At 65.4% G+C, this 23,837-nt stretch carries 26 protein-coding genes; 9 read left to right on the forward strand and 17 right to left on the reverse strand.

Translation table 11 applies throughout. The annotated features are described in order from the left end of the window. Positions 1 to 10 precede the first annotated feature (10 nt). The 15 genes from E3T39_RS08480 to E3T39_RS08550 form a co-directional block, all read right to left on the reverse strand. Positions 11 to 1,387: a flagellar hook-length control protein FliK gene (locus tag E3T39_RS08480; RefSeq protein WP_166784090.1), complete on the reverse strand. Its 1,377-nt coding sequence runs from the start codon at positions 1,385 to 1,387 to the stop codon at positions 11 to 13. 41 nt (positions 1,388 to 1,428) lie between these two features. Next, entirely contained in the window at positions 1,429 to 2,097 is a 669-nt protein-coding gene (locus E3T39_RS08485; RefSeq protein ID WP_134514359.1) for a C40 family peptidase, read from the reverse strand. Then, positions 2,094 to 2,573, reverse strand: a complete 480-nt coding sequence (locus E3T39_RS08490) for a flagellar export protein FliJ (RefSeq protein WP_134514361.1) — start codon at positions 2,571 to 2,573, stop codon at positions 2,094 to 2,096. The genes E3T39_RS08485 and E3T39_RS08490 overlap by 4 nt, the downstream gene beginning before the upstream one ends. Next, positions 2,570 to 3,907 (reverse strand): FliI/YscN family ATPase, encoded by a 1,338-nt coding sequence (locus E3T39_RS08495; protein ID WP_134514363.1) that lies wholly within the window; start codon positions 3,905 to 3,907, stop codon positions 2,570 to 2,572. Before E3T39_RS08495 ends, E3T39_RS08490 begins: the two co-directional genes overlap by 4 nt. Beyond that, complete coding sequence (locus tag E3T39_RS08500; RefSeq protein ID WP_134514364.1) at positions 3,904 to 4,521, reverse strand: FliH/SctL family protein; 618 nt, start codon at positions 4,519 to 4,521, stop codon at positions 3,904 to 3,906. Before E3T39_RS08500 ends, E3T39_RS08495 begins: the two co-directional genes overlap by 4 nt. Then, complete coding sequence (fliG, locus tag E3T39_RS08505; RefSeq protein ID WP_134514366.1) at positions 4,511 to 5,527, reverse strand: flagellar motor switch protein FliG; 1,017 nt, start codon at positions 5,525 to 5,527, stop codon at positions 4,511 to 4,513. Before fliG ends, E3T39_RS08500 begins: the two co-directional genes overlap by 11 nt. Continuing rightward, positions 5,524 to 7,140, reverse strand: coding sequence for a flagellar basal-body MS-ring/collar protein FliF (gene fliF, locus E3T39_RS08510; protein ID WP_134514368.1), 1,617 nt, complete (start codon positions 7,138 to 7,140; stop codon positions 5,524 to 5,526). Before fliF ends, fliG begins: the two co-directional genes overlap by 4 nt. Then, entirely contained in the window at positions 7,140 to 7,400 is a 261-nt protein-coding gene (gene fliE, locus E3T39_RS08515; RefSeq protein ID WP_478213414.1) for a flagellar hook-basal body complex protein FliE, read from the reverse strand. Before fliE ends, fliF begins: the two co-directional genes overlap by 1 nt. A gap of 53 nt (positions 7,401 to 7,453) precedes the next feature. Next, entirely contained in the window at positions 7,454 to 7,843 is a 390-nt protein-coding gene (locus E3T39_RS08520; RefSeq protein WP_134514372.1) for a flagellar basal body rod protein FlgC, read from the reverse strand. Then, entirely contained in the window at positions 7,840 to 8,181 is a 342-nt protein-coding gene (locus tag E3T39_RS08525) for a flagellar basal body rod protein FlgB (protein WP_134514373.1), read from the reverse strand. The genes E3T39_RS08520 and E3T39_RS08525 overlap by 4 nt, the downstream gene beginning before the upstream one ends. Positions 8,182 to 8,337: 156 nt before the next feature. Then, positions 8,338 to 8,715 carry a hypothetical protein gene (locus E3T39_RS08530; protein WP_134514375.1) on the reverse strand — a complete coding sequence of 126 codons (378 nt, stop codon included), beginning with the start codon at positions 8,713 to 8,715 and terminating at the stop codon, positions 8,338 to 8,340. Continuing rightward, entirely contained in the window at positions 8,708 to 9,136 is a 429-nt protein-coding gene (locus E3T39_RS08535; RefSeq protein ID WP_166784091.1) for a flagellar export chaperone FliS, read from the reverse strand. Before E3T39_RS08535 ends, E3T39_RS08530 begins: the two co-directional genes overlap by 8 nt. An 11-nt stretch (positions 9,137 to 9,147) precedes the next feature. Continuing rightward, positions 9,148 to 10,503, reverse strand: a complete 1,356-nt coding sequence (gene fliD, locus E3T39_RS08540) for a flagellar filament capping protein FliD (RefSeq protein ID WP_134514378.1) — start codon at positions 10,501 to 10,503, stop codon at positions 9,148 to 9,150. 163 nt (positions 10,504 to 10,666) lie between these two features. Next, positions 10,667 to 11,803: a flagellin N-terminal helical domain-containing protein gene (locus E3T39_RS08545; RefSeq protein WP_134514380.1), complete on the reverse strand. Its 1,137-nt coding sequence runs from the start codon at positions 11,801 to 11,803 to the stop codon at positions 10,667 to 10,669. Positions 11,804 to 11,995: 192 nt separating this feature from the next. Beyond that, on the reverse strand, positions 11,996 to 12,820 hold the full coding sequence (locus E3T39_RS08550; protein ID WP_134514382.1) for a sigma-70 family RNA polymerase sigma factor: 825 nt from the start codon (positions 12,818 to 12,820) through the stop codon (positions 11,996 to 11,998). Between the two features lie 290 nt (positions 12,821 to 13,110). Here E3T39_RS08550 and E3T39_RS08555 point away from each other — a divergent pair, with 290 nt between their 5' ends. From E3T39_RS08555 to E3T39_RS08575, 5 genes are read left to right on the forward strand one after another with little or no spacing between them, the layout of a single operon-like run. Beyond that, on the forward strand, positions 13,111 to 13,596 hold the full coding sequence (locus E3T39_RS08555; protein ID WP_134514384.1) for a flagellar protein FlgN: 486 nt from the start codon (positions 13,111 to 13,113) through the stop codon (positions 13,594 to 13,596). Between the two features lie 40 nt (positions 13,597 to 13,636). Next, positions 13,637 to 15,076 (forward strand): flagellar hook-associated protein FlgK, encoded by a 1,440-nt coding sequence (flgK, locus tag E3T39_RS08560; RefSeq protein ID WP_134514386.1) that lies wholly within the window; start codon positions 13,637 to 13,639, stop codon positions 15,074 to 15,076. A gap of 3 nt (positions 15,077 to 15,079) precedes the next feature. Continuing rightward, complete coding sequence (flgL, locus tag E3T39_RS08565) at positions 15,080 to 15,997, forward strand: flagellar hook-associated protein FlgL (protein WP_134514388.1); 918 nt, start codon at positions 15,080 to 15,082, stop codon at positions 15,995 to 15,997. Further along, the gene (locus E3T39_RS08570) at positions 15,994 to 16,392 is read left to right on the forward strand and encodes a flagellar assembly protein FliW (RefSeq protein ID WP_134514390.1); all 399 of its coding nucleotides are present in this window, start codon (positions 15,994 to 15,996) and stop codon (positions 16,390 to 16,392) included. Before flgL ends, E3T39_RS08570 begins: the two co-directional genes overlap by 4 nt. A gap of 49 nt (positions 16,393 to 16,441) precedes the next feature. Beyond that, positions 16,442 to 17,176 (forward strand): SDR family oxidoreductase, encoded by a 735-nt coding sequence (locus tag E3T39_RS08575; protein ID WP_134514392.1) that lies wholly within the window; start codon positions 16,442 to 16,444, stop codon positions 17,174 to 17,176. Positions 17,177 to 17,242: 66 nt separating this feature from the next. Here E3T39_RS08575 and sufU read toward each other — a convergent pair whose 3' ends face one another. Together sufU and E3T39_RS08585 are read right to left on the reverse strand one after the other, a co-directional pair. After that, entirely contained in the window at positions 17,243 to 17,722 is a 480-nt protein-coding gene (gene sufU / locus E3T39_RS08580) for a Fe-S cluster assembly sulfur transfer protein SufU (RefSeq protein ID WP_134514394.1), read from the reverse strand. Beyond that, a complete protein-coding gene (locus tag E3T39_RS08585) occupies positions 17,719 to 19,059 on the reverse strand; it encodes an aminotransferase class V-fold PLP-dependent enzyme (RefSeq protein WP_134514396.1) in 1,341 nt (446 codons plus the stop codon). Before E3T39_RS08585 ends, sufU begins: the two co-directional genes overlap by 4 nt. 96 nt (positions 19,060 to 19,155) lie before the next feature. On the opposite strand from E3T39_RS08585, the gene clpS reads away from it, so the two are divergent. From clpS to E3T39_RS08605, 4 genes are all read left to right on the forward strand, one after another. Continuing rightward, entirely contained in the window at positions 19,156 to 19,440 is a 285-nt protein-coding gene (gene clpS, locus E3T39_RS08590) for an ATP-dependent Clp protease adapter ClpS (protein ID WP_134514397.1), read from the forward strand. Further along, positions 19,437 to 19,973 carry a DUF2017 family protein gene (locus E3T39_RS08595; RefSeq protein WP_134514399.1) on the forward strand — a complete coding sequence of 179 codons (537 nt, stop codon included), beginning with the start codon at positions 19,437 to 19,439 and terminating at the stop codon, positions 19,971 to 19,973. The genes clpS and E3T39_RS08595 overlap by 4 nt, the downstream gene beginning before the upstream one ends. A 106-nt stretch (positions 19,974 to 20,079) precedes the next feature. Continuing rightward, complete coding sequence (locus E3T39_RS08600; RefSeq protein WP_134514401.1) at positions 20,080 to 20,901, forward strand: FAD binding domain-containing protein; 822 nt, start codon at positions 20,080 to 20,082, stop codon at positions 20,899 to 20,901. A 35-nt stretch (positions 20,902 to 20,936) separates the two neighbouring features. Continuing rightward, complete coding sequence (locus tag E3T39_RS08605) at positions 20,937 to 23,747, forward strand: molybdopterin-dependent oxidoreductase (protein ID WP_134514459.1); 2,811 nt, start codon at positions 20,937 to 20,939, stop codon at positions 23,745 to 23,747. Positions 23,748 to 23,837: the final 90 nt, after the last annotated feature.

A 23,837-nucleotide genomic window follows, 5' to 3' on the forward strand; every position in this document is an offset into this window, starting at 1 on the left:
TTTTCTCCTTCTAAGCCAGTACGTCGATGGTGTGGGTGGACCCGAATTGGGGTGGTCGCTGCTCCTGGGGAGTGTCCGGTGCTCGTTCGGCTGGGCCACGAGCGTCGGGATCGCGTCCGTCAGCCTCGGAGCGGGGCTGACGGGTCGCACTGGGATCGCCGGCCTGGCTGTCGGACGACAGGTCGAGCTGCGCGCTCAGCCCGGAACCGGCGAGGTCACGACGCAGGTCGGGCAAAATCACACGCAGGGCCTCGCGGGCCAGATCGGTAGGAGCGAACAGCTCCACCCGAATGCCCTCCCCCGTCACGTGCGCCCGCACGGTGACCGGTCCCAGGTTGTCGGGAGACACGCTGATGGTCAGTACGTGCTCGCCGGGAGCCGCGGTGGCGAGCGAGAACAGCGGCTTCATGATCTGCGCGGTGAGCGGAAGGGCGGTAACCGAAGCGGGTGCGGCCACCAGGGTGGCCGTGGGGGTCGACATCGCGATGGGCACCGAAGTGGGTACGGCGGGTGTCGAGGGGGCGACGGCTTCGGCGCCGGCGCCTCGCCCGGTCAGCCGTATGGAGTCCGGCAGCGCGGAGCCAGCCGTCCCCGTGCCGGCTACCGCGGTGTTCTGTGCTGCACCGGCCTGTGCTGCACCGGGGAGGCCGGGGGCGCCGGCCAATATTGCAGCTCCGGCGGTCGCTGACGTGGGCAGGGCCGACAACACAGTGGCATCCCCTGTGGCATCAGACGCGCCTGCTGCCGGGCCGGTGCTGCCGACCCCGGTCGCCGCCGCCTTACCGGCAGTGCCCGGAGCTGTTGCCGTGACGACGGAGGCGAACGCCGTGGCGGTCGGCCCCGCAGCAGCTGCGGCACCGCCTCTGGGCGATGCAGCAGCGGTGGTGCTCACCGCGGTGCCCGGTAGTGCGGGGATCGGCAGTGCGGGGATCGGTGCCACGGCAGCCGGGATATTCGACGCCGCCAAACCGGCCGCCGCTTCCAAGGTGCCGGCACCTGCGGCCAGGGCCGCAGCGGCCGTTGTGGGAGGGGCCATCGTATCGAGTACGCTCCAGCCGGCACCCGAAGCCGAGGTGCCCGAATGAGCCGTGCCGTCGACCGCAACTGTGTCCGTGGCCGTCACGCTTGGGGCGGCCGCCCCGTCGCCGGCCAACGTGAGAGCCGCCGAGAACGATACGGGGACCACCGGAATGGCGGAATCCGGGCGCGCTGGGGACGCAGTCGACGACGCCCCGGCCGCGGAATCTCTGGCATGATCCCCCGTCGACTCCGTCGACACCGGAGTCGACGGAGCGTCAGGTCGCCCCGCAAGGGTGTCATCCATGATCGACCCGAAGGCGTCGGCGCCCGGCGAAACCGACTTCGTCTCGCGCGGGGATGAAGGCACGGGCGGCGCTCCGGCTGGCCGAAATTGACCGAGGGTGAGAGTCATAGTGCGCTTCCCGTGACTGTTGAGTTCTGCTGGGCGAAAGCGGCAAAGGCTGCGTTGAGCCTGTCGGCAGAGCCGGCGCCCGTTACAGCGGTGTCGGTCGGAATGATGCGGCGGATGGTGGTGATGTCGGCATCCGTCATATAGGCCTCGCGCAGGCAGACGGTTCGACCCGGATACGGTGCGTGAATAACCTTGTTATCGCCGGCGTAGATGAGAATGTGGTCGCCACCACCGGTGACGATGAGGTCGCCAGGCTGGGCTTCCGCGAGGGAAGCGACCTCCGTTCCCATCTTCATCTGCCCCGACACGAGTCGGGGCAGTTCTATTCCAATATCGGCATAGACGGTCTGTACGAGTCCGGAGCAGTCCATTCCGCTGGAATCTTCACCACCAAACACGTAGGGTACGCCGAGGTATTTCTCCGCGGAGGCGACCACGTCGGTGCCGCTTGCACCCGTGCCCAAGCCGGTCGGGCCGGCTGCGGTCGTGCCGGCGGTGCCGAGCGCCGCCGCCAGGGTCGCGGCGAAGCTCCCAGCCGAGGCGGATGCCGCAGCGGTCGTCGCCGCCGCGGCCGTTGTCGTCACCCGGTCTGTCGACGCGCCGGAGAGCTGCTGCAGAGTGGCCTGGATCTGGCTGATCCGCCCCATGGCCGCGATCATCGTCATGGTGTCTCCTCCTCATTCATCGTGGCGGTATCGCTCGTGGCGGTATCGCTCGTGGCGGTATGGGAGCGATGCCAGCGTGCCCCGGCAATTTCGTCGAGCACGGTCTGCTCCGCGTGCAGGTCTTGGGCCAGCAGTGCGGCAGCGTGCCGCTCGTGCAGTTTTTCGAGCGCGACCGACTCGGCCCTGGCCGCGTTGTACGTAGTCTGGGCGAAGTCCAGGCTCACCTGATGATTGCGGCCGACGGCTTCGAGCTCGGCAAGCATGCTGCGCGACGACGACCGCGCCGCTGCCATGGCGTTGAGCGCGGCGATGGTTTGCGGGGAATTGCCGAGGGCGCTAAGCGCGGTGCGGGCGCGCCCATGGCGGGCCTCGCTCGCCGCCACCCGGGCGTTCGCTTCGGCGAGGTCAAGGGCAGCCTGGTCCTGCTGCAGCTTGCGCAATCGCAGCAGTCCGGCGAGGGGAAAGAGGCGGCTCATGCGACAGCCCCGAACGCACGGGTCAGTTGGGTCAGCTGGGCCCAGGCCTGCTCACTGGGAGTCTGGTCGTTCATCCGCTGCTGTAGAAAAGCTTTGATGGCCGAGTCATTCTCAACGGCCGCATCGACCAAGGGGTTGGTGCCGACCCGGTACGCTCCGACGTCGAGCAGGTCCTGCGCGCCCTGACGGGCCGCCATCACCGTGCGCAGGGTCGTCGCGATCGCGTTTCGTTCCGCGCTGTTCACCCGCGCAGCAACGCGAGAAATGGAGGAGAGCACATCGACCGACGGAAAATGGCCGGTGATGGCGAGCTTACGGTCGAGCACGACGTGACCGTCGAGAATAGACCGCGCCGCATCTGCGATCGGTTCGTTGTGGTCATCACCGTCGACGAGCACCGTGTACATTCCGGTGATCGAGCCGGTCTCACCGGTTCCGGCGCGTTCGAGGAGTCTGGCGAGCACCGAGAACGTCGAGGGCGGGTAGCCACGGGTAGCCGGCGGTTCGCCGACCGAGAGGCCGATTTCGCGTTGGGCCATGGCGACGCGGGTGAGCGAGTCCATCATGAGCATGACGTCGGCGCCCTGATCGCGAAACGATTCGGCGATGCGGGTCGCGGTGAACGCGGCGCGCAACCGCATCATTGCGGGTTCGTCCGAGGTGGAGACCACGACGATGGAACGGGCCAGGCCTTCCGGGCCGAGATCGTCTTCGAGAAACTCCCGAACCTCACGCCCGCGCTCCCCCACCAGTGCGATGACCGAGACCTGGGCATCCGTTCCGCGGGCGATCATCGACAGCAGCGACGATTTTCCCACTCCGGAACCGGCAAACAGCCCGAGGCGCTGGCCGCGGCCGACCGTCGTGAGCGTGTCAAGAACGCGTACGCCCAAGTGCAGCGGGGTCGTGATGCGCGCCCGGTGCATGGCCGACGGGCTGTCGTTTTCGAGCAGAACGGCACCGTCGGAATCGAGCGGCCCCTTGCCGTCGATCGGGCGCCCGAGACCGTCGATGACCCGTCCGAACAGACCGCGACCGGTGGGCACGAGCAGGGGCGAACCGGCTGATCGCACCCGGGCTCCCGCTTGCAACCCGGTGATGCGGCCGAGCGGCATACAGCGGATACTGGTCTGGGTCGTGGCAACGACCTCCGCATCGATTCCTTCGTGGCCGGGACGGGCGTCGAGGGTGACAATGTCGCCGATGGCCGAGCGCAGGCCACGCACCTCCACGCCGAGCCCGACGATGGACGACACGATACCGACCCGCTCCGGGCGGCCCGCTTCGATCGCCTGCGCGAGCTTTGGCGCCCGCGGGCGCCAGGCCGTGATCATTCTTCGACCTCGGCAAGGGCGGCCTTCGCGCGGGCGAACGCCGTGCCGATGCGTGCGTCGAGAAACCCGTCACTGAATTCCGTGATGGCGTCGCCGCGCTTGAGCCGGGAATCGGCGACAAAGCGGATGCTCTCCAGCGCCCGCGTCTGCGCGTTCAGCACGACGAGGTCTTCCGGGTGCATGCGAATGCTGTGGACCTCGCTGCGATCCAGCTGGTCGGGCTGATGCAGGGCGCGTTCCAACGCCCGGCGAGCGGATGGCTCGGTGTGGCTGAGTTCGCAGCCGAGTATGGCTTCGGCCAGTTCGAGAGAAGTGTTGACGAGGGTGGATTCCGCCTGTTGAATAAGCGGGATGCTGCGTTCGTCGAGGGCGCGGGCTGCGGCGGCAAGCAAACGCACCGCGTGGTCGATCTGAGCTTCGCCGTAGCGTTCATTTTCGGCGTGTTCGGCGTTGATCTCGTCGGCGCGGCGCGCGACATCCTCTGCGGCCAGGCGCAGCCCTTCGGTGTAGCCGGCGGCGTGGCCTTCTGCGCGCGACTGCTCGGCTGCACGGTCCTGTTCCTCGTCGTGCAGACGGGGAAAGGCCATACGGCCGAATCCGGTGTCAGTTGACATATTCGTCCTCGGCACCGCGCTGCACCGTGATGCTCCCCTGCGCTTCCATATCGCGAATAGCGCGCACGATTTCGGCGCGGGCGTCTTCGACCTGGCGCATGCGCACCGGACCAAGGCTTTTGGTCTCGTCGTCGAGCACATCGCGGTTGCGCTCGGAGAGGTTGGCCCGAATGACCTCGATGACGGCGTCGGTGCTGCCTTTCATCGCCATCGCCAACACATTCGTGTCGATACCGCGCAGTACCTGTTGCACGTCCCGGCTTTCGAGCTTGACGATGTCCGCGAAGGTGAGCATGCGTGAACGAATCTCTTCGGCGAGGGCCGGGTCGCGTTCTTCGAGACTTTCCAGGAGCGCCCGCTCGGTGGCGGCATCCGCTCGGTTGATGATGTCGACGAGCGGCTGGATACCGCCGATAACCTCTGCGCTGGCCCGGGCCACGATCTTGCCCGTGCGCAATTTGAGTGTGTCTGTGACTATGCGAATGGCCTCGGGGGTGGCACTGGACATGGTGGCGATACATTGGGCTACGTCGGTGCGCAAGCTGGCGTCCATGCCGGCCAGAACGGCCGATGCCTGATCGCGCCTCAAGTGCGCCAGAACGAGGGCGACGGTCTGGGGCATTTCGCCATCGAGCAGGGTGAGCACGTCACCGGGCTCTGATGGGTCCAGAAACTCGAAAGCCTTGCCTGCCATCGAAGTGGCAACCCGGTTCATGACGCCGGCCGCGCGCTCAGCACCGAAGGAGGCCTCGAGCAGGCCTATCGCGAAGTCGTGGCCGCCCCTCGACAGACGGCGGCCCTTGAGGCTAATTTCGTGAAACTCGTTGAGTGTGGCTTCGGCCAGTGCCGGATCGACGTTGCGCAGTTGAATGATCTCGCCCGCAATGACCTCGGCTTCGATATCGCTGAACTCCTTCATGACCTCGGTCGCGCGCTGCCGGTCCATGTTCATGAGCACGACGGCAACCTTCTGGGTGCCGCTCAATACCGTGAGTACCTCGCTCATGCGGGCTGCCGGTCGTCCATGAGTCCCCGCAGGAACTCCGCGGTGCTGCGCGGGTCGCTCTGGGCGAGCGCGTCGATTTCTGCACGACGGATGTCGGTGTCGCTCGGCACGAACGCCACGGTCGGGAGGATCTTGGTCGGGGTGTCGTTGCCCTGGTCGAGGAACAGGGTTGCCGGTGACGCGGTGACCGACAGCGGTGTCGGCGCTGCACCGAGCGCATCCTGCATTTCGGTCAGATCACCGATCTCGACCGTTTCCCGGCTCTGGCGCCTGGACCGACGGGCGTACAGAATGAGGGTGACAACGAGCGTGACAACAATGCCAGCGGTGATCACGGCCACCCGCACAATATCGGCGAACCGGTCGGCGGCCGCGGCATCCGCTGCCGCTTGGAGCGCTGCGGCTGCCGCTGCGGCACCGGCGGTGTCAAAGGCCATGACCTCGACGGTGACGGCGTCGCCGCGAATGGCGTCGATTCCAGCGGCGGACGTGACGAGAGAGGTGATATCCGCCACGTTGAGATTGGCGGCGGCATCCGCGTCGACGGCCACGGAAACCGTCTGCCGGGTGATTGCACCGGCCGGAATAGTGCGGCTCTCGGTCACTTTATTGACGGCGTTATTGCGCGTGGTCGACTCGCTCGAGAACGTGCCGTCCGTGGCGCCATCGGCCGCGACTGCCGCCTCTGCACCGAGCACGCCAGCGGCGTTGCCCCCGGTTCCCGTATAGGTTTCCGTGTCGACGGATTCGTTGAGGGCCGGAGTCTCGATCGGGGTGGTGAACGACTCTTCCACCCGTTCGGCCGATTCATAGCTCATGTCGGCAGCAACGACGACGGTAGCGTTGCCGGCACCGACGACCTTGTCGAGCATCGCCTGCACTGCGGTACTCACACGAGATTCATAGTCAGAGGCCTGCTGCTCCGCTCCCCCCGTGGCGCCGATTCCGACGGCCGACAGCACGGCGCCGCTCGAATCGACGACAGCCACGTCGGCCGCGGACATGCCGTCGATCGACGCGCTGGTCAGGTGCACAATCGCCTGAACTTGGTCGTTGGAAAGCGAAACGCCGTTTTCGGTTTCAACGAAAACGGATGCCGTCGGGTCGTTCTTCTCCGACACGAACACGCTGTCTTCGGGGATCGCAAGCCGCACCGAAGCAATTTGAACGCCGTCGAGCGCACCGATGGTCTTGGCCAATTCGCCTTCGAGCGCCCGCTTATACGTTACGGACTGTTGAAACTCACTCGACGTGACACCCATCGTGTCGAGCAAAGAATATCCCCCGGTGCTCGACGTGGGCAGGCCGGCCGAGGCCGCCTTGATGCGTTCGTCGTAGACGTTCGCTTCGGGCACCAGAATGGTGGCGCCGCCGTTTGCTAGTTCGTACTCCACGCCGTCAGCCCGCAGTTGCTCGACAATGCTATTTGCGTCTTCGCCGCTGAGACCGGAGAACAGGGGCGTGAAGGCCGGCTTGGTCACCCACATGCTGAGCGCGGCGATGCCGAGTACGAGCACCGCGACGCCAATGATTGCGACCGTGCGCTGGGCGATGGTGAACTCGCGAATGGCGTTTCCGAAGCGTTTAAACACGCTGGTGACCTGCCGGGGCATCAGGCCTGCATCCTCATGATCTCGTTGAAGGCGTCGACGCCTTTGTTACGCACTGCGGCGACGAGTTCCATGGTCACCTGCGCGCGAGTCGACGCAATGGTAGCAGTGTGAATGTCATTGAGGTCACCGGTCACGGCCTGAATAGCAAGGGCGTTCGAAGTTCCTTGCAGCTGCTGCAGGTTGTCGATGGCGCCCGACAGGGCGGTGCCGAAGCCGGAGCCGTCAAGGCTCTGCGTGGCGGTCGTGGCAGAAGTGCCCATGACGCCGGAGAGCGACGTTGCGGCGGCGGTTGCGTTGATAGCACTGAGCGGCATCAGCCACGTCCGATCTGTAGTGCGGCTTCATAGGCAGTCTTGGCCCGGTCGACGACGGCGGCGTTGGCCTGGTAGCCACGCTGAGCCATGATCAGGTTGCCCATCTGCTTGGCCATGTCGATTTCGGGGTAACGCACGTAACCGTCGGCATCGGCCAAAGGATGCTCCGGCTCATACACGATGGTTCCCTCCGGGCTACCAAACGCGGCACTTGCGCTGGCTCCGACGTTGCCGGTGCCTTCCTGCGCCACGATGTAGCGTTCCTGGAAAGCGGCGTTGTTGGTCGCGGTGGCGGTGTTGGCGTTGGCGAGGTTGTCGGCGATGGCATCGAGCCATTTGCGATGTACGGTCATCCCGCTTCCGGCGATGCCGATGGCGTCGACCATCAGGCGGTTTTCATTGCGGCGCGCATTGACGTTGCTGGTCCTTCGACGGCCCGAGCCGCGAACTGGTAGCGCAGCAGCGCATCGATGTTGGCGAGCGTCTCGGTGTCGAGGTTGACGTTGTTGCCGTTGAGCAGGGTCGGATCCAGTGAGCGCTCGGTCGTGGACGCCGCAACGCCGCTGCCATCGGCGACAGATTTTGCCAGAGCGTTCTCGAAGGAGACGATCTTTGCGTGGTAATTGGGCGTATTGATATTCGCGATGTTGTTCGCGATGGTGCGCTGGCGCAGGGCCAGACCGTCCAATGCGCTGGTGAGGGCTAGAGAGGTCACGGAATCAAGCATGCGTACCCGCTTCGTCGACGAAAGACAAGACGGCCGATCCGTGGCCTGATTGTGAGCAATCCGTGCTCACCCCTTGCTATCGACCGCCCCGACAGATGCGTAAGCAGTTCGTAAGAACAATTCCCAAGTTTGTTGCGCTACGCGTAGTGGCAGGTGTTAACCGGCCACATCCAGATAGACGGATGCCCGCGCATCCCGCTCCGGAGGCACCGACCGCACCGCGGTGAGGTGTTTCAGGGTGAGTGTGCGCGCCCGTTCCAATTCATTGATCAGCTTCTGCTGGTTGTGCAGGAGGTCCTGCACGCGTGCGGCAAGTTCTGCGGGAATCGCACCGAGCCCTTTCGGTGCCGTCCAGGCCGCTTCGACCGGCGTAATAACTCCCCCGCCTTCGCCGGTCGATCCCGTTGCGACCCCCCCGGAGCCAACAGAACCCGCCTCGCTGTCCGACCGGCCGACCGCCATCGACAGAGCCGCAGCGTCCAGTCGAATCTCCAGATCGTCGAGCGCAGCTTCCCAGGCGGACAGGTTAGCCAATGCCGAGCTCACCGCTTCGGTGGGCCGCTGTCAACGGCGCGGCCGGCAGCAGCTCGGCCGCTTCGTGCCAGGTCTGCCGCAGCGGCTCCAGCAGCACGATGCACTCGCGCGTGCGGGCCGGGTCGCGGCTGGTGTTCGCGCTGACCATTGCGGTCGACACATAGGTATAGAGCGAGAAGAGTCCCTCGCCGCCGTCCCACGCCTCGACGATGAGCGACGTGCTCAACTCCGACACGATCGCCTGGGCGTGCAGCAGATTGTCTGACGCCATCTGCCAGTCCTGGCGCTGCTGGGCCGCTTCGGCGCGGTTCAAGTCGAGCAGCAGCCGGTCGTAGAGCATCGTGAGCAGCCGAACCGGGGTAGCCGAGAGCACCGCGTCGCGGTTGTAGCGCGATCGCTGCGCGTTGGATCCTGCACTCATGGTCATCGTCATCATTTCGAGGTTGAGCTGGTCAGGGCGCTCACCTGGGCACTAAGCCAGGCAGACTGAGCGTTCATGCTGCTCAGCTGCACTTCCATCGCGGCGTAGGTGCGTTCCAGGGTAGACCGGCGCGATGCCAGTCGGAGGTCCCAGCTGTCGATCTGGGTGCCGAGGCTCTTGACGAGGCTTTCCTGGCCGGTGATCTTGCCGGTGATCATGCCGTCGTACTTGTCGGACGCGTTCTCCGCCGCTGCCCCCACGCGCGCGGCGATCTCGGCCAGCACGCCCTTGACATAGTCGGGGTCCTCGGCCATCGCTGTTGCGAACTTGGTTGAATCAAATTCCAGCGTGCCACTCTTGGTGATGCTGATGCCAATGTCCGACGGCGACCTGCCGCCGACCGGGGCCGAGGCCGCGTTCAAAATGGACTGCTTCACGTCGCGCACGGTGCTGTCGCCGGTGAAGACCCCCGCCGACAGCACGGCCTTTCCGGTGGAATCCGTGCTGTTGACCACGGCGGATTTCGTTGAGATCAGGGCGAAGACCCCATTGAGCGCGCCCACCAGGTCAGAAGCGATAGTGCTCACCGCGGCATCGTTGCGGGTGACGCTCACGGTCACCGGGTCGGTCGACACAGCGGATGCCGTCACCGAGACTCCGGGCAGCAGGTCACTGAAGGTGTTGGTCGCCGACGTGATCGTCTGCTGGGCGCCGGTATTGGCCCAGAGCCGCACCGAGGCATCCTGCGCTGTCTTGATCTCGGTCATCGTTGGATCGGTCGCCGGATCGGACGGGTCGAAAGTGAACGCGAATGCGCTGGAGACTCCGGTCGACGTCGCGGTGAATTGCAAGCGATAGAGGGCGTTGCCGCTGCTGTCCGTTCCGGCGGCCACCTTCACCGCTTTCACTCCGGCATCGGAGGCGTTCACTGCCGTAATGACGTCGTCGAGGCTCGACGACCCGGCAGAAATGACGGTGGCCACGCCCGATGCCGTGTTGGTGATGGAGAAGTTGGAGCCGGGCCAGACGGCTACCGCGCTCGAGACCGATACTTGGCCCTGAGCAAGCTTGTCGACGACAATGTCGATCTCACCGCCGGTAGCCGTTGCCCCGGCCGAAACGGTGACGCCCGGGGAACTGCTCTTCGCCGAGTAGAGGTCAAGCGCGTCGGTAGCGGTCGCCTTTGCGGCGAGGGTGGCGAGTGAAGCGATCGAGGTGTTCAACCCCTGGAGCGCCGTCACCAGGGTGTTCGAGCTGGTAACCCTGGCCTTCAGCTGATTTTGCGGGCCGGCCTCAAGGGTCATCAGCGAGTTGATGAGCGACGTGGTGTCCAGGCCGCTGATCAGGCCATCGACTGCGAGAGACATAGAACGACCTTCTCTTAGTTTGTACTCTGGCAGACCGCAAGAAAGCGGATGCCCGTGCTGGTGTGAAAAAAGCCTGGGGGCTGCCGAGGCGCTTGTGCAGAACGCGCCTCGGCCGCCACCAAGCTCAGATCAGGATCGATCTGGTCGAGCGGTTGAGCTGGTGTTACTGGAGGAGCTGCAGAACGCCCGAGTTGGACTGGTTGGCCTGCGCGAGCATGGCGGTACCGGCCTGCGACAGGATGTTCGCACGGGTGTACTTGACCATTTCCTCGGCCATGTCGGTGTCGCGAATACGCGATCCGGCAGCGGTGAGGTTCTCCTTGGAGACGGCCAGGTTCTTGATAACGCTCTCGAACCGGTTCTGGTTTGCACCGAGCTCGGCGCGAGCACTCGATACGGCCGTGATCTGCTTGTCGAGTGTAACGAGAGACGACGCGGCGCCACTTGCACTGGAGAAATCCAAGCCGCCGATCAGGCTCTGGGTTGCAGCCGCCCCACCAAGGACAGCAGTGGTTGTCGTTTCCGCAATCACTCCACCGCTGAGCGACTTGATATTGAGCTTGCCTCCCTCATCCACAGAAGCAGTCAGAGCTTTGCTGAAGTTGGCATCACCATTCAATGCGGCTGCGGCCGTGGTCGCGGTATCTCCGGTAGTAACGCTGCCCGTCACAACGCTAACAACGTCGGCACCATTTGTAATGCTGAAGGTCAAGGCGCCGGTCGCGGTCGCAGCCCCGGCAAATGAGGTTCCGACGTTGGTTGAGGCGAGCCCCCTGCCGATGACGGCAACGTTCGCCTTGCTCAAATCAACGGCAATCTGGCTGCTGGCGTCGCCATTTGCGCCCACCTGAAAGCTCAGCACCCCTGCAGAGTCCGGTGCGCCGTTGAGAAGTGCCGTTCCATTGAAGTTGGTAGATTCGCTAATCCGTGTCAGCTCATTGGTCAGCTGTCCAACCTCGGTCGTGATCGCGGTGCGTGATTCGGCATTGTTCGAGTCGTTACCGGCTTGCACAGCGAGGTCGCGCATGCGCTGCAGAATGGAAGTGACCTCGTTGAGCGAACCTTCAGCGGTTTGGATGACGCTGACGGCGTCCTGCGCGTTGCGGCTGGCGACCGTGAGGCCACCGACCTGCGACTTCAGGCCCTCGGAAATGGTGAGCCCGGCTGCGTCATCCGCTGCACGGTTGATGCGAAGACCACTGGAGAGCTTCTCCAGCGACTTCGACAGGTCGTTCTGGGTTGTTGCGAGGTTGCGGTACGCGTTGTTCGCCGCAATGTTTGTGTTTACCTGCATGGCCATGATGAATCCTCCGTGATTGGGTCAAGTTCACCGGCCCATCCATGGGCCAGCACCATGAGCTATCGGCCAGTTTCGAATGCGGGTTAGAAATCCGCGAAGACTGATCTGCTGCGCACTTCAACGCCCTCAACGGTTCGTTCCATGGGCCGGACGATCCAACAGTTCAACTACCGACCGAGCGCTAGGGCAGAGTCAGGATGCGGCGCGGGAGGTATCGAGTTGCCGGTGCTCCTGCACGCTGTGGGTCAGACCGACGCTCGCCAGATCGGCGAGGCGGGCCAGGTAAGCGCTGCGTCGGGCCGGCGCTATGCGGGACTCCGGCTTGAACCCCGCCACGGTCTCGTCGGAGTAGTGCGTGACCAGCCCATCGCGCAACAGGCGAATCGCCTCCGCCCGCGTTTGCGACACGGCGGAGTGGGTGGTGCCGAGTTCAGCCGCGATGTCTTTGACGGAGCGATCGTCGAAATAGATCTGTTCGACGATGGCACGCATTTTGTCGGGCAGGGCGCCGACGGCTGCACGCAGGTAGACCAGGCGTTCGGTGGAGAGTAGGGATTCTTCTGGCATGGCGGTATCGGCCACGAGAAACTCGGCGGTTGTGTCATCGAGGGCCGAGAGGGTGCGGGCCGCGTCGGCCAGGCCAGCCGCTGCAGTGTCACGGTCGACACCGAGGGCGTTCGCGATCTCGTTCACGTTGGGGGTGCGCCCGAGCGCTGCCGAGAGCGTGTCCTGCACGGCGAGGGTTTCTTTGATGCGGCGGCGAGCCGAGCGGGTCGCCCAATCACTCGAGCGCATGTCGTCGGCGAAAGCGCCAATAATGCGGCGGCGGGCGAAAGCACCGAAGGGTACCCCCAGAGCCGGATCAAAGGCATCCGCTGATGTGATCAGCGCCAGTGCACCGGCCGACGCGAGGTCGTCGCGGGAGAGGTGACGAGCCTTAGCCCAGACCTCAGATACGAGATAGCCGACGAGCGGCAAATTCTCCACGACGAGCGCATTACGGTCTTTGCGATTCACAGTGCCCCCCGAAACATGTCACCTGTCTCCAGCGTGGGGAAATGCCCTGATCACCCCAACGCGAGGCACATTGACCTCATGGTCAAAGCTACCCCAGTTATGGGGAAATGAGGACCAAAAAATGCCCATTTTGGGCGTAGTTCCGTCCTCTCTTAAGAGGACAAACCGGCTATTTTCACCGCCAATTCCCTAACGGGCATGACAGGGTGACCGATAGTGATCTCGAATGAACTGGACGGCACGCATCGGTGTGACGCTGGCCTAGGCCAAAAATGATGGGTGGAGTAGTCATGGGCGCCAATGAACTGTCCGCGCTGCTATGGCGTGAACGCGAGCTGCTGGAGCTTCTCATCTTCAAGCTCCAGGAGGAACAATTGTTGCTTCAGGGCGGCAAATCGCGCTGGCTGCAATACGCCACTCGGGAAGTCGAGCAGGTTTTGACGTTGGTGCGGGAGGCAGGCCTCGGCCGCTCGGTTGAAGTCGCTGCGCTGGCCACACAGTGGGGCACTGCCGAGGACGCCACCCTGAGCGAACTCGCTGCACACTCCCCGGCCGGCCCGTGGGGCGAAATCTTCGCTTCTCACCTCAAGGCCATGGGCGATCTCACCGTTCAGATCAGGGAACTGCAGGGAACCAACGAACGATACATACGCGCAGCGGTTCGCTCCACTCAAGAGACCTTGAGCACGTTGAATGTCAACCCCCGTACCTACGACGCGAGTGGTGCAACCGCCGCTCCCGAAACCGTCGCTCGCATCTTCGACCGCAACCTTTAAGGCACCTCATGACCTGTAAGCGAAACGAATGGACCACCCGGTGAGCACTTTCGGCGGTTTGAACACCGCGTACACCGGCCTCGTCGCAGCGCGCCAAGGCCTCAACGTGGTCGGGCAGAACATTGCCAACGCCAATACGGATGGCTACACCCGGCAGCGCGTGTCGACCTCCGCTCTCGGGGCCACGGCTTCGACCGGCGTCTTTTCGCAGGGCGCCCGGGTCGGCGAAGGCGTAGCCATGGACGGGATCGAACGCCTCGCTAGTGCCCAACTCGACGCGCGGGTTCGAGCGACCGCCGCAACCGCCGGCTATACGGCTGTGCGCGCGAATGCGCTCGCCTCGGTCGAAGACTCACTGAATGAGCCCGGCGAAAACGGCATCTCTGCAAAACTTGACGAATTCTGGGCCGGCTGGCAGACCCTCGCCAATGGCACGGACACGGCCGCCCCTGCCGCGCTGCTGCTCGGAACGGCCGGCGAGCTGGTCACGCAGATCTCCGAGGGCTATCAGGCCGTCTCGAACGAGTGGTCATCGGTGCGCACCGACCTGGACAACATGGTCTCTGAACTCAACGGTGCGGCCGCTCAGGTCGCCGCGCTCAACGTACAGATTCGCCAGAGTCTGGCCACGGGCGGTACGGCCAATGAACTGCTCGACCAGCGCAACTCCCTCACCACCACGATCGCTGCCCTCACCGGCGCAACCGTCACAGAGCAGGCCGACGGCACCGTAAACGTGCTCGTGGGCGGTAACGCACTGGTATCCGGCGGGACGGCTCATCACCTGCGCGTCACTGGTGCACGGGTCATGCAGGACAACGTGTCGGTGCAGCTCGAATGGACAGACAACGCTCAGACACCGGTCTCGATGGCCAGCGGCGAAATCGCCGGCGCGCTGTCGCTGCTCGGCCCGGCCAGCAGTGGCGCCGGTGGCGCGCTGGCCGAAGCCGCGGCCTCGTACAACTCGTTCGCGAGCGATCTGGCCGACAAGGTCAACGCCATCTACTCGACCGGATTCACGCAAGCGGATGCGACCGACCAGAAGTTCTTCGCTGTCGCGTCTGGCACACCGGCCGCGCAGGCTCTCAGTATCGTGCCACAGGCATCCGCTGATATGGCCGTTCGCGCATCAAGTGATTCTGGTGCGTATGACAGCACGATAGCGGATGCAATCGCCCAGCTCGGCGCCGGATTCGCCCCAGATGGCAGCGTCATCGTCTCGCCGAGCACCGTCTGGTCGGACTTCGTGACGAAGACGGGCGTACTCACGCAGACCGAGCTGCAGTCGGCCTCCCTGGCCAGCTCGATGTCGTCGGGGGCCGCCAACCAACAACTCTCCAACTCCTCGGTCGACCTCGACGAAGAGAATGTGAACCTGCTCATGTTCCAGCACGCGTACCAAGGCGCGGCCCGCATGATGACGGCCGTCGACGAAATGCTCGATACCTTGATCAACCGCACCGGATTGGTCGGGAGGTAGATCATGGTTGATCGAGTGACCAACCAGACCCAGATGCGTGCGGCCCAGCGCAATCTGCAAGACAACCTGACCCAGCTGGCGCGATTGCAGGAACAAGCCAGCACGCTGAAGACCATCAACCGGTCCTCCGACGACCCGACCGCCGCCGCGGCCGCGATGTCCGTGCGCGCCGAGATACGCGCGGTCGATCAGTACAGCTCCAACGCTGACAACGGCAACGACTGGCTGACCACGATCGACTCGGCCCTGTCGTCGGCCACCGACATCATGAACCGCGTGCGCGACCTGACTGTGCAGGGCGCGAACTCCGGAGCGCTCACGGACGCTGCGAGGGAAGCGATCGCCGTCGAATTGGAAGGTCTCAAAACCGACCTCGCCACCCAGGCCAACACGACGTTTCTCGGCCGTAGCGTGTTCGCCGGTAATTCGGATGATGCGACGGCGTTTATCCTTCGGGGTTCGAACCCGGCGACTTACGAATATATGGGTGGCGCGGGCAGCGTCGAACGGCGCATCAGCGCCACCAGCACCGTGCGGGTCGACGCCGACGGCGGCGCGATCTTCGACACTCCGACCAGCGTGGGCTCCGGCTCGGTGTTCGATCTGCTCGACAACATCGTAGGAGACTTACGCTCGCCGACGCCCGTTGATGTGGGAGCACGCCTTACGACTATTGATGAACGGATGGCAGTCATGGTTGGTCAGCACACAGACGTCGGCGCCCGCCAGGTGCAAATTGAACGAGCCCAGTCCACCCTGCTCGAGAAAGCCGGCACACTGGATGCCCAGCGCTCCGGCATCGAAGACGCCGACCTCGGCCAGGTAATCCTCGATTTGAAACTACAGGAAATGACCTATCAGGCCGCGCTCGCTGTCACTGCCCGTGTACTTCAACCAACCCTGATGGACTTTCTCGCATGAGCAGTACTCTCACCAGCCCGACTCTGCGCTTTGTGTCGCCCCCGCCCGGGTTGGCTCCGCTCACCGACTTTGTGCTCGACGAGATCGACGGGGCCGCCGGTCTGTACTCGCTGCAGGCATCCGCTCAGCCGACCACGCGCCTGTTCGTGCTGGACGCGGCCATCTTTCTGCCGAGCTACACCCCGGCGATCTCCAGCGAGCAGTCCAAAGCCCTGTCGCTGACGACCCCCGACGACGCCCTCGTGCTCGTGGTCGTCAACCCCGGCGAGAGCACCACGACGGTGAACCTGATGGCTCCCATCGTGGTCAACGCCCGCACCGGTGCCTGCGCCCAGCTCATCCTCGATGACCAGGACTGGCCGCTGCACGCCGAGCTCGGCACCCTCGCCGCCTAACGCCGACTGGTGCCCGGCGCGTGACGTCTGGGGTGAATAGACTGCCAGCATGAATACAGTCTTACTCACCGGTGGTACGGGAACGCTGGGGCGCGCGGTCGCACCGCGGGTCGTCGCCGAGGGACACGACCTCAGAATTCTGAGCCGCACGGCGTCCGCCGATAGCACCAGATTCCTCGGCGACCTCGCCACCGGTGCCGGGCTGGACAGAGCGTTGCGCGGCGTCGACACGATCATCCACTGCGCCACCAATCCCCGGCGCGGCGACCGAAACCTGACCCAACGACTCATCGATTGCGCGGTGCGGGCCGAGAAACCGGCCCACCTGATCTACATCTCCATCGTCGGCGTCGATCAGATTCCGCTCGGCTACTACCGCGAGAAGCTCGCCACGGAGCAGGCTATCGCCGCATCGAGACTGGGGTACACGGTGCTGCGCGCCACCCAATTCCACAATCTGATCTGGAGCATTTTCCGTGCACAACGACGGATACCGGTGGTGCTCGCCCCGAGCATCCGGCTGCAGCCCATCGATGTGCGAGACGTGGCCACTCGGCTCGTTGCCCACGTCGCGACGGGACCGGCTGGGCAGACGCCCGACATTGGCGGACCAGAGATATTTTCGGCCCAACGGCTCGCCCTGGCCACCCTCGGCTCTCGCCGAGCCATCCTTCCGCTGCGCCTTCCCGGCAAGACTTTTTCCGCTTTCCGCGCCGGTTACAACCTCGTTCCCGCTAATCGGGCCGGCACCCGCACCTTTGCCCAGTTCCTCGCCGAGCGGTGATGCACGCAGTTCCGCCGGAACATCGACGGACTCGTTCGACAGTGTGCGGTGGAACGCGCGACTCGGCTACCGCGACTCCGCCTCGATCAGCGCAGCCTCGAAGGCGACCCACGGCAGCATGGCGCACTTGACCCTGGCCGGGTAGCGCGAGACTCCCCCGAAGGCGGCGGCATCCCCGAGAATCTCTTCGTCCGGTTCAATCTTGCCGCGGGAGCGCAGCATCTCGCGAAAGTTGTCGAGCAGGGCGCGTGCCTCGGCCGTGCTGAGGCCGCGCAGGGTGTCGGTGAGAATCGAAGCGGATGCCTGCGAGATCGAGCAGCCCTCCCCGGTCCAGACCAGCTCGGTGACCGTTTCGGTGTCGATCGAGACGCGCAGCGTGATCTCGTCGCCGCAGGTGGTGTTAATCTGGTGCGATTCGGCCACGCTCAGGCCGCTCGCGGCGCCGCGGGATACGGCCTCGGCCAGCGGCGCGAGTTCGACCGCTCCGTGGCGGGTTTTCGCGTGCTCGAGAATGATCGTCTGGTAGAGCTGCTGCAGGTCGCTCATGGCTTGACGCCGAAGAAGGGAGCGACCTCGGCGAGGGTGGCCAGGAACAGGTCGACCTCGTCGGTGGTGTTGTAGAGGTAGGTGCTCGCGCGCGTGGAGGCGGTCACGCCCAGGCGGCGGTGCAGCGGTTGGGCGCAGTGGTGACCGACCCGCACGGCGATGCCGGCATCGTCGAGAAACTGGCCGACGTCGTGGGCGTGCACGCCGGCGACGTCGACGGCGGCGAGCCCCAGTCGTTCCACGCCGAGTCCGGGGCCGAGCAGGCGCACGCCGGAGATCTCGGCGACCCCGGCGACCAGGCGCTGGCCGAGCTGGGCTTCCCACGCTGCGACCCGCTCCATGCCGGTTTCGCTCAGGTAGTCGACGGCCGCCGCCAGAGCGATGGCCTGCGAGATGCGCTGCGTGCCGGCTTCGAAGCGCTGCGGCGGCGCGAGAAACTCGGCAGTCTGCATGTTCACGGTCGTGATCATCGATCCGCCGGTGAGAAAAGGTGGCATTTCGGCGAGCAGTTCTGCCTTGCCGAAGAGAACGCCGATGCCGGTCGGGCCGAGCATCTTGTGACCCGAGAAGACGGCGAAGTCCACATCGAGCGCCTTCACGTTGACCGGCAGGTGTGGCACGGTCTGGCAGGCGTCCAGTACGACCAGTGCCCCGACTTTTCGGGCCAGCGCCACGAGTTCGGCGACCGGGTTGATGGTTCCGGTGACGTTCGAGCCATGCGTGAAAGCGAGCAGTCTCGTGTGTTGGCCCACGACATCCGCTGCGGAAAGCAGGTCGAGGGTGCCGTCATCGAGCACGGGAATGAAACGCAGGGTCGCCCCGGTGCGGAGCGCCAGTTGCTGCCAGGGAATGAGATTGGCGTGGTGTTCCATCTCGGTGACCACGATCTCGTCGCCGGCGCCCAGGCTGAACCGGCGCGCGGCGGGGCCGCCGAGGCCGAGCGAGGCGTTGGAGAAACTGTAGGCGAGCAGGTTGATGGCCTCGGTGGCGTTGGAGGTCCAGACGATCTCGTCGGCCTCTGCGCCGACGAACGCGGCGACTTTATCGCGGGCGGCTTCGAATACCTCCGTCGCTTCGACGGCGAGCGTGTGAGCGCCGCGGTGCACGGCGGCGTTTCGCTGCTCGTAGTATTCCTGCTCGGCCTCCATCACGCTGATCGGGTTCTGCGAGGTCGCTCCCGAGTCGAGATAGACGAGCGGATGCCCGTTCACCGTCTGGTGCAGCACCGGAAAGTCGTTGCGAATGCGCTCAACGTCGGTGTTGGTGAGCGGAGCCAATTCTGGGTGCTGGGCGGCATGGGCTGGGAAAACGGCGGACGATGGTGCAAAAGACGTCATACTCCAAGGATATTCCCTCGCCCCGAATGCGGACACCGCGAAGCGGAGTATGTCACGGCGGTGGAAAACCCGGCGGTAGCGTGTGAGGCTTGAGGGGTGACCAAGACCGCCGAACACACCGAGCTGCGCGAGGAGGTGTCACTCGACCGACCGTGGGTGACCCTGGTCTGGGACGACCCGGTGAATCTCATGTCGTATGTCGCCTACGTTTTTCGCAGCTATTTCGGTGTCACCCCCAAGCAAGCCGAACGACTCATGCTGCAGGTGCACAACAACGGCCGGGCCGTCGTAGCTACGGGCAATCGAGAATCCATGGAACGCCACGTCGAGGCCATGCACGGTTACGGTCTCTGGGCGACACTCGCGAAGGCCGAGGAATGAGCACCCTGCGGCGATTCACCCCGCAGCCGGACGGCATGTTGCTCGGCCGCTTCGAAGCGATCGAAGCGGACCTACTCGGCCTCGTCACTACCCAGCTTCTCGAAATGCTCCACTCCGGCAGCACCGACCCTCAGCTCGCCGCAAGCGACGGAGTCTTCGGCCGACTGCTGCCCGACGCCTACCGCGACGACGACGAAGCGGCGGCCGAATTCCGCCGCTTTACGGCGACCGGCCTGCTCGAGCGCAAAGCGCAGAATGCCCAGATCGTGCTGGACTCATTGGCTGCCGGCGAACCGGATGCCGCCACGCCCGACAGCGAGGATCGCCAGCCGGTCACGGTCAGTGTCGACCCCGACGCAGTGCAGGCCTGGCTGCGCAGCCTCACCGACCTGCGCCTGACCCTCGCCGACCGGCTGCAGATCTCGCCAGACGGCGTCGTGAACCTCGCCACCGAGGACACTCCGTTTCTGCGCGAACTCTATGAATGGCTGGGCATGCTGCAGGAAGAACTCGTCTACGCGATCGACGTGTGACGCCGCGGCGGCACCTGAAATTTCTGTACGGTAGCCTGCTGTTAAAATCACTTCCGTGTGCTGTTGACCGCTCGCACGGCTCGACCCGGCACGCGACGGAAGACCCATGGATCTTTGCACCCTGACCCAGATCACCGCAGCACGACAGCGCAGCGACCTCGGCGCGCTCGGGCCGACCGTCGTGCCGCTGGCCGGCGGATCAGAGCTGTTTGCCGACCCGCGTGCTCATCTCACCGGTCTCGTCGACCTGCAGACGTTCGACTGGCCGGCCCTGACGGTGACCGACGAGGGCCTCGTCATCGGTGCGACCTGTACGCTGGACGAGCTCTCCCGGCTGCCGATGCGGGCGGGCTGGGCGGCGCATCCGCTGTTCTATCAGTGCTGCACGGCCCTGTTCGGCTCCTTTAAGGTGTGGAACGTGGCGACGGTCGGCGGCAATTTGGCCACCTCCCTACCGGCCGGCCCGATGATCACCCTCGCGGTCGCGCTTGACGCCGAACTGCTGGTCTGGCGGGCTGACGGCAGCGACGATGTCGTGCCGGCCCGCTCGTTTGTCACCGGAAATATGACCAACGTGCTCGCCGACGGCGATGTCTTGCGCTCGATCCACGTGCCGCTCGCCTCGCTGCACGCTCAGACGGCGTATCGCAAGATTGCCCTGTCGCCGCTCGGGCGCTCGGGCGCGGTGCTCGCCGGACGCCTCGACGTGCTCGGTGCTTTCGTGCTCACGGTGACGGCGGCGACGCTGCGCCCGGTGCAGCTGCGCTACTCGGTGCTACCCACCGCCCACGTACTCGCCCGCGATATCGCCACGATCGACTGCTGGTTCACGGATGCCCACGGCGCCGCCGACTGGCGACGCGCGATGGGGCTGCTGCTCGGCGAAGAGATTCGCGTCGAACTCGAACTGGCCGGAGGCCGCGCATGACGCTGGAACAGGCGAAAATCGAGGAGATCGGCGCCATGACCTTTGAGGTCAACGGCACCCGGGTCGAAGCGACGCCGCTTCCCGGCCAGTGCCTGCGCACGCTTCTTCGCGAGAACGAGCATTTCGACGTGAAGAAGGGGTGCGATACCGGCGACTGCGGTGCCTGCACGGTGCAGGTCGACGGCACGCCCGTACACTCCTGTATCTACCCGGCGTACCGAGCTGCGGGAAGGCAGATCACGACGGCGGCCGGCCTTGGCAGGCCTGGCAATCTGGCCCCGATACAGCAGCGCTTCGTCGACGCTTCCGGCTTCCAGTGCGGCTTCTGCACCCCGGGCATGATCGTCACCGCCGCCGCCATCGAAGCGGATGCCGCGCTGGGCGTCGACGACCTGCCCCGACTGCTCAAGGGAAACCTGTGCCGGTGCACCGGCTACCGCTCGATTTCCGATTCGATCGTCGGCGAGCACACCCCGCCGGAAGGATCCTGCCACACCGCGCCGGAGCATTCCGAGGCTTCGAGCCTCGGACCGGTACGGGCGACCGGGCGCACCCGGGCGGCGCGGGCAGCCGGTCTGGTCGGCACCTCCCCCGGCGCGATCGCCGGGGAGCGCGTGGTGAGCGGCCTGGAACCCTATACCCTCGACGTGGCCATCCCCGGTCTGCTGCACCTGGCCGTGCTGGGGAGTCCGCACGCGCACGCACGCATCCGTTCTCTGAATGTGGCTAGGGCTGCCGCGCTGCCGGGCGTGCACCGTGTGCTCACCCATGCCGACTCCCCCACCACGCTGTTTTCGACCGCGCGGCACGAGAGCCGCTTCGACGACCCCGACGACACCCTGGTCTTCGACCAGACCCTGCGCTTTCGCGGCCAGCGGGTGGCGGCGGTCGTGGCGGATTCGGTGGCGATCGCCGAAGCTGCCTGCCGGCTCATTGACGTCGAGTACGACCTACGGGACGCCGTGTTCGATCCTCGACTGGCCGGAGCGCCCGGCGCTCCCCTCGTGCACGGCGACAAGGATCCGGTCGTCTCGCGGCTGGCAGACCCGGGGCGCAACCTGGTGGCTCGGCTGCACGGCGAACACGGCTCCATTGAGGCCGGTCTTGCCGAGGCCACGACCGTCGTCTCTGGCCGCTGGCAGACCCAGCGCATCGCGCACACTCACCTTGAAACCCACGCAACGATCGGCTGGCTCGACCGCGGACGGCTGATCTTGCGCACGAGCTCGCAGGTTCCGTTTTTGGTGCAGAAGGAGATCTGCCGCCTGTTCGACCTCGACCCAGCTGGCGTACGCGTCTTTACCGCGCGAGTCGGCGGCGGCTTCGGCGGCAAGCAGGAGCTTCTCACGGAAGACCTAGTCACCCTCGCCGTGCTCGAAACCGGACGCCCGGTGCAGTACGAATTCACCCGCACCGACGAGTTCACCCTCGCCCCGGTACGGCATCCGATGACCATCGACGTCACCCTCGGAGCGCAGGGCGACGGCCGCCTCACCGCCCTGACACTGGACGCGCTCGCCGACACCGGCGCCTACGGCAACCACGCACCCGGCGTGATTTTTCACGGTACGAGTGAATCCGTCGCGCTCTACAACGTGCCCAACAAGAGAGTGGATGCCCAGAGCGTCTACACCAATAACCCCCCGTCGGGCGCCTTCCGCGGCTACGGCCTCGGCCAGATCATTTTCGCAATCGAGTGTGCCCTCGACGAACTGGCCCGCGAACTCGGCGTGGACCCGTTTGAGCTGCGCCGACTGAACTCGGTCAAGCCGGGTGACCCACTCGTGGTCACGCATGAGGAAGGCCCCGACCTCGTCTTCGGCAGCTACGGCCTACACCAGTGCCTCGACCTCGCCGAAACCGCCCTGAAACGCGCCAATCGGGTCGTCCCCCCGGCGGGGCCCCAGTGGCGGATCGGCACCGGCATGGCGTCGTCGATGATCGCGACCACGCCGCCGCGCGGGCACCGCTCGCAGGCATCCGTTCAACTGATGGCCGGTGGCCGCTATCTGGTGCGGGTCGGCACCACCGAGTTCGGCAACGGCACCACGACGGTGCACGCGCAGATCGCGGCTACGGCGCTGCACACGACCGTGGACCGCATCGATCTGATGCACTCCGATACGGATGCCGCCGGCTACGACTCGGGCGCGTTCGGCTCGGCCGGTGTCGTCGTGGCCGGCAAGGCCGTGCTCGCCGCGGCGACCGCGCTGGCCGAGTCGCTCGGTGAAGCCGCGGCGTCATGCAGCGGGCTTTCAGCAGCGGCGACCTGGCAGCTGGAGCGTGACGGGCTACGTGCCGTGGAGTCAGATTCCGACCTTCTTTCGCTGGACTACCTGATGCACTGGGCCGCGGCCAACGACGTCGACCTAACCGCCACAAGGCGCGAAGACGGTGCGCTGCGGTCCCTGGCCTTCAACGTGCACGCGTTTCGGGTGGCCGTGAACACCGACACCGGCGAGGTGCGCATTCTGCAATCGATCCAGGCGGCGGATGCTGGCTTCGTCATTAATCCCGAGCAGTGCCGCGGGCAGATCGAGGGCGGGGTGGCCCAGGCGCTCGGCACTGCTCTGTTCGAGGAGGTTCTGCTCGACGGCGCCGGGACCGTGACGACCCGGGTGCTGCGCAATTACCACGTTCCCCAACTCGTGGATCTGCCGGTCACCGAGGTCTACTTTGCGCAGACCCACGACGTGCTCGGGCCCTACGGTGCCAAGTCGATGAGCGAATCGACCTACAACCCGGTCGCGCCGGCGCTGGCCAATGCCATACGTGATGCGATCGGTATCCGCCCGACCGAGTTGCCGATGTCGCGCGACCGCATCTGGCGGCTGCTGCACGGCTGAGCGGATGCGCCGCGCGACGCGGGACCTACGCCAGTACGCGGGAGTTCGGGTCTGGCCAGAGGTCCCGCGCCACGCGTCGCGCGGGAGGGG

The organism is Cryobacterium suzukii (assembly GCF_004403185.1).
Lineage (GTDB): Bacteria > Actinomycetota > Actinomycetes > Actinomycetales > Microbacteriaceae > Cryobacterium > Cryobacterium suzukii.

Bases quoted from the DNA above. Each gene is read 5' to 3' on its own strand.
- E3T39_RS08485 (WP_134514359.1), bottom strand. From the start codon at position 2,097: ATGACGATGATCGCGGCCATGGGGCGGATCAGCCAGATCCAGGCCACT.
- E3T39_RS08490 (WP_134514361.1), bottom strand. From the start codon at position 2,573: ATGAGCCGCCTCTTTCCCCTCGCCGGACTGCTGCGATTGCGCAAGCTG.
- E3T39_RS08495 (WP_134514363.1), bottom strand. From the start codon at position 3,907: ATGATCACGGCCTGGCGCCCGCGGGCGCCAAAGCTCGCGCAGGCGATC.
- E3T39_RS08500 (WP_134514364.1), bottom strand. From the start codon at position 4,521: ATGTCAACTGACACCGGATTCGGCCGTATGGCCTTTCCCCGTCTGCAC.
- fliG (WP_134514366.1), bottom strand. From the start codon at position 5,527: ATGAGCGAGGTACTCACGGTATTGAGCGGCACCCAGAAGGTTGCCGTC.
- fliF (WP_134514368.1), bottom strand. From the start codon at position 7,140: ATGCCCCGGCAGGTCACCAGCGTGTTTAAACGCTTCGGAAACGCCATT.
- fliE (WP_478213414.1), bottom strand. From the start codon at position 7,400: ATGGGCACTTCTGCCACGACCGCCACGCAGAGCCTTGACGGCTCCGGC.
- E3T39_RS08525 (WP_134514373.1), bottom strand. From the start codon at position 8,181: ATGCTTGATTCCGTGACCTCTCTAGCCCTCACCAGCGCATTGGACGGT.
- E3T39_RS08535 (WP_166784091.1), bottom strand. From the start codon at position 9,136: ATGAGTGCAGGATCCAACGCGCAGCGATCGCGCTACAACCGCGACGCG.
- fliD (WP_134514378.1), bottom strand. From the start codon at position 10,503: ATGTCTCTCGCAGTCGATGGCCTGATCAGCGGCCTGGACACCACGTCG.
- E3T39_RS08545 (WP_134514380.1), bottom strand. From the start codon at position 11,803: ATGGCCATGCAGGTAAACACAAACATTGCGGCGAACAACGCGTACCGC.
- E3T39_RS08555 (WP_134514384.1), top strand. From the start codon at position 13,111: ATGGGCGCCAATGAACTGTCCGCGCTGCTATGGCGTGAACGCGAGCTG.
- flgL (WP_134514388.1), top strand. From the start codon at position 15,080: ATGGTTGATCGAGTGACCAACCAGACCCAGATGCGTGCGGCCCAGCGC.
- E3T39_RS08570 (WP_134514390.1), top strand. From the start codon at position 15,994: ATGAGCAGTACTCTCACCAGCCCGACTCTGCGCTTTGTGTCGCCCCCG.
- E3T39_RS08575 (WP_134514392.1), top strand. From the start codon at position 16,442: ATGAATACAGTCTTACTCACCGGTGGTACGGGAACGCTGGGGCGCGCG.
- sufU (WP_134514394.1), bottom strand. From the start codon at position 17,722: ATGAGCGACCTGCAGCAGCTCTACCAGACGATCATTCTCGAGCACGCG.
- E3T39_RS08585 (WP_134514396.1), bottom strand. From the start codon at position 19,059: ATGACGTCTTTTGCACCATCGTCCGCCGTTTTCCCAGCCCATGCCGCC.
- E3T39_RS08595 (WP_134514399.1), top strand. From the start codon at position 19,437: ATGAGCACCCTGCGGCGATTCACCCCGCAGCCGGACGGCATGTTGCTC.
- E3T39_RS08600 (WP_134514401.1), top strand. From the start codon at position 20,080: ATGGATCTTTGCACCCTGACCCAGATCACCGCAGCACGACAGCGCAGC.
- E3T39_RS08605 (WP_134514459.1), top strand. From the start codon at position 20,937: ATGACCTTTGAGGTCAACGGCACCCGGGTCGAAGCGACGCCGCTTCCC.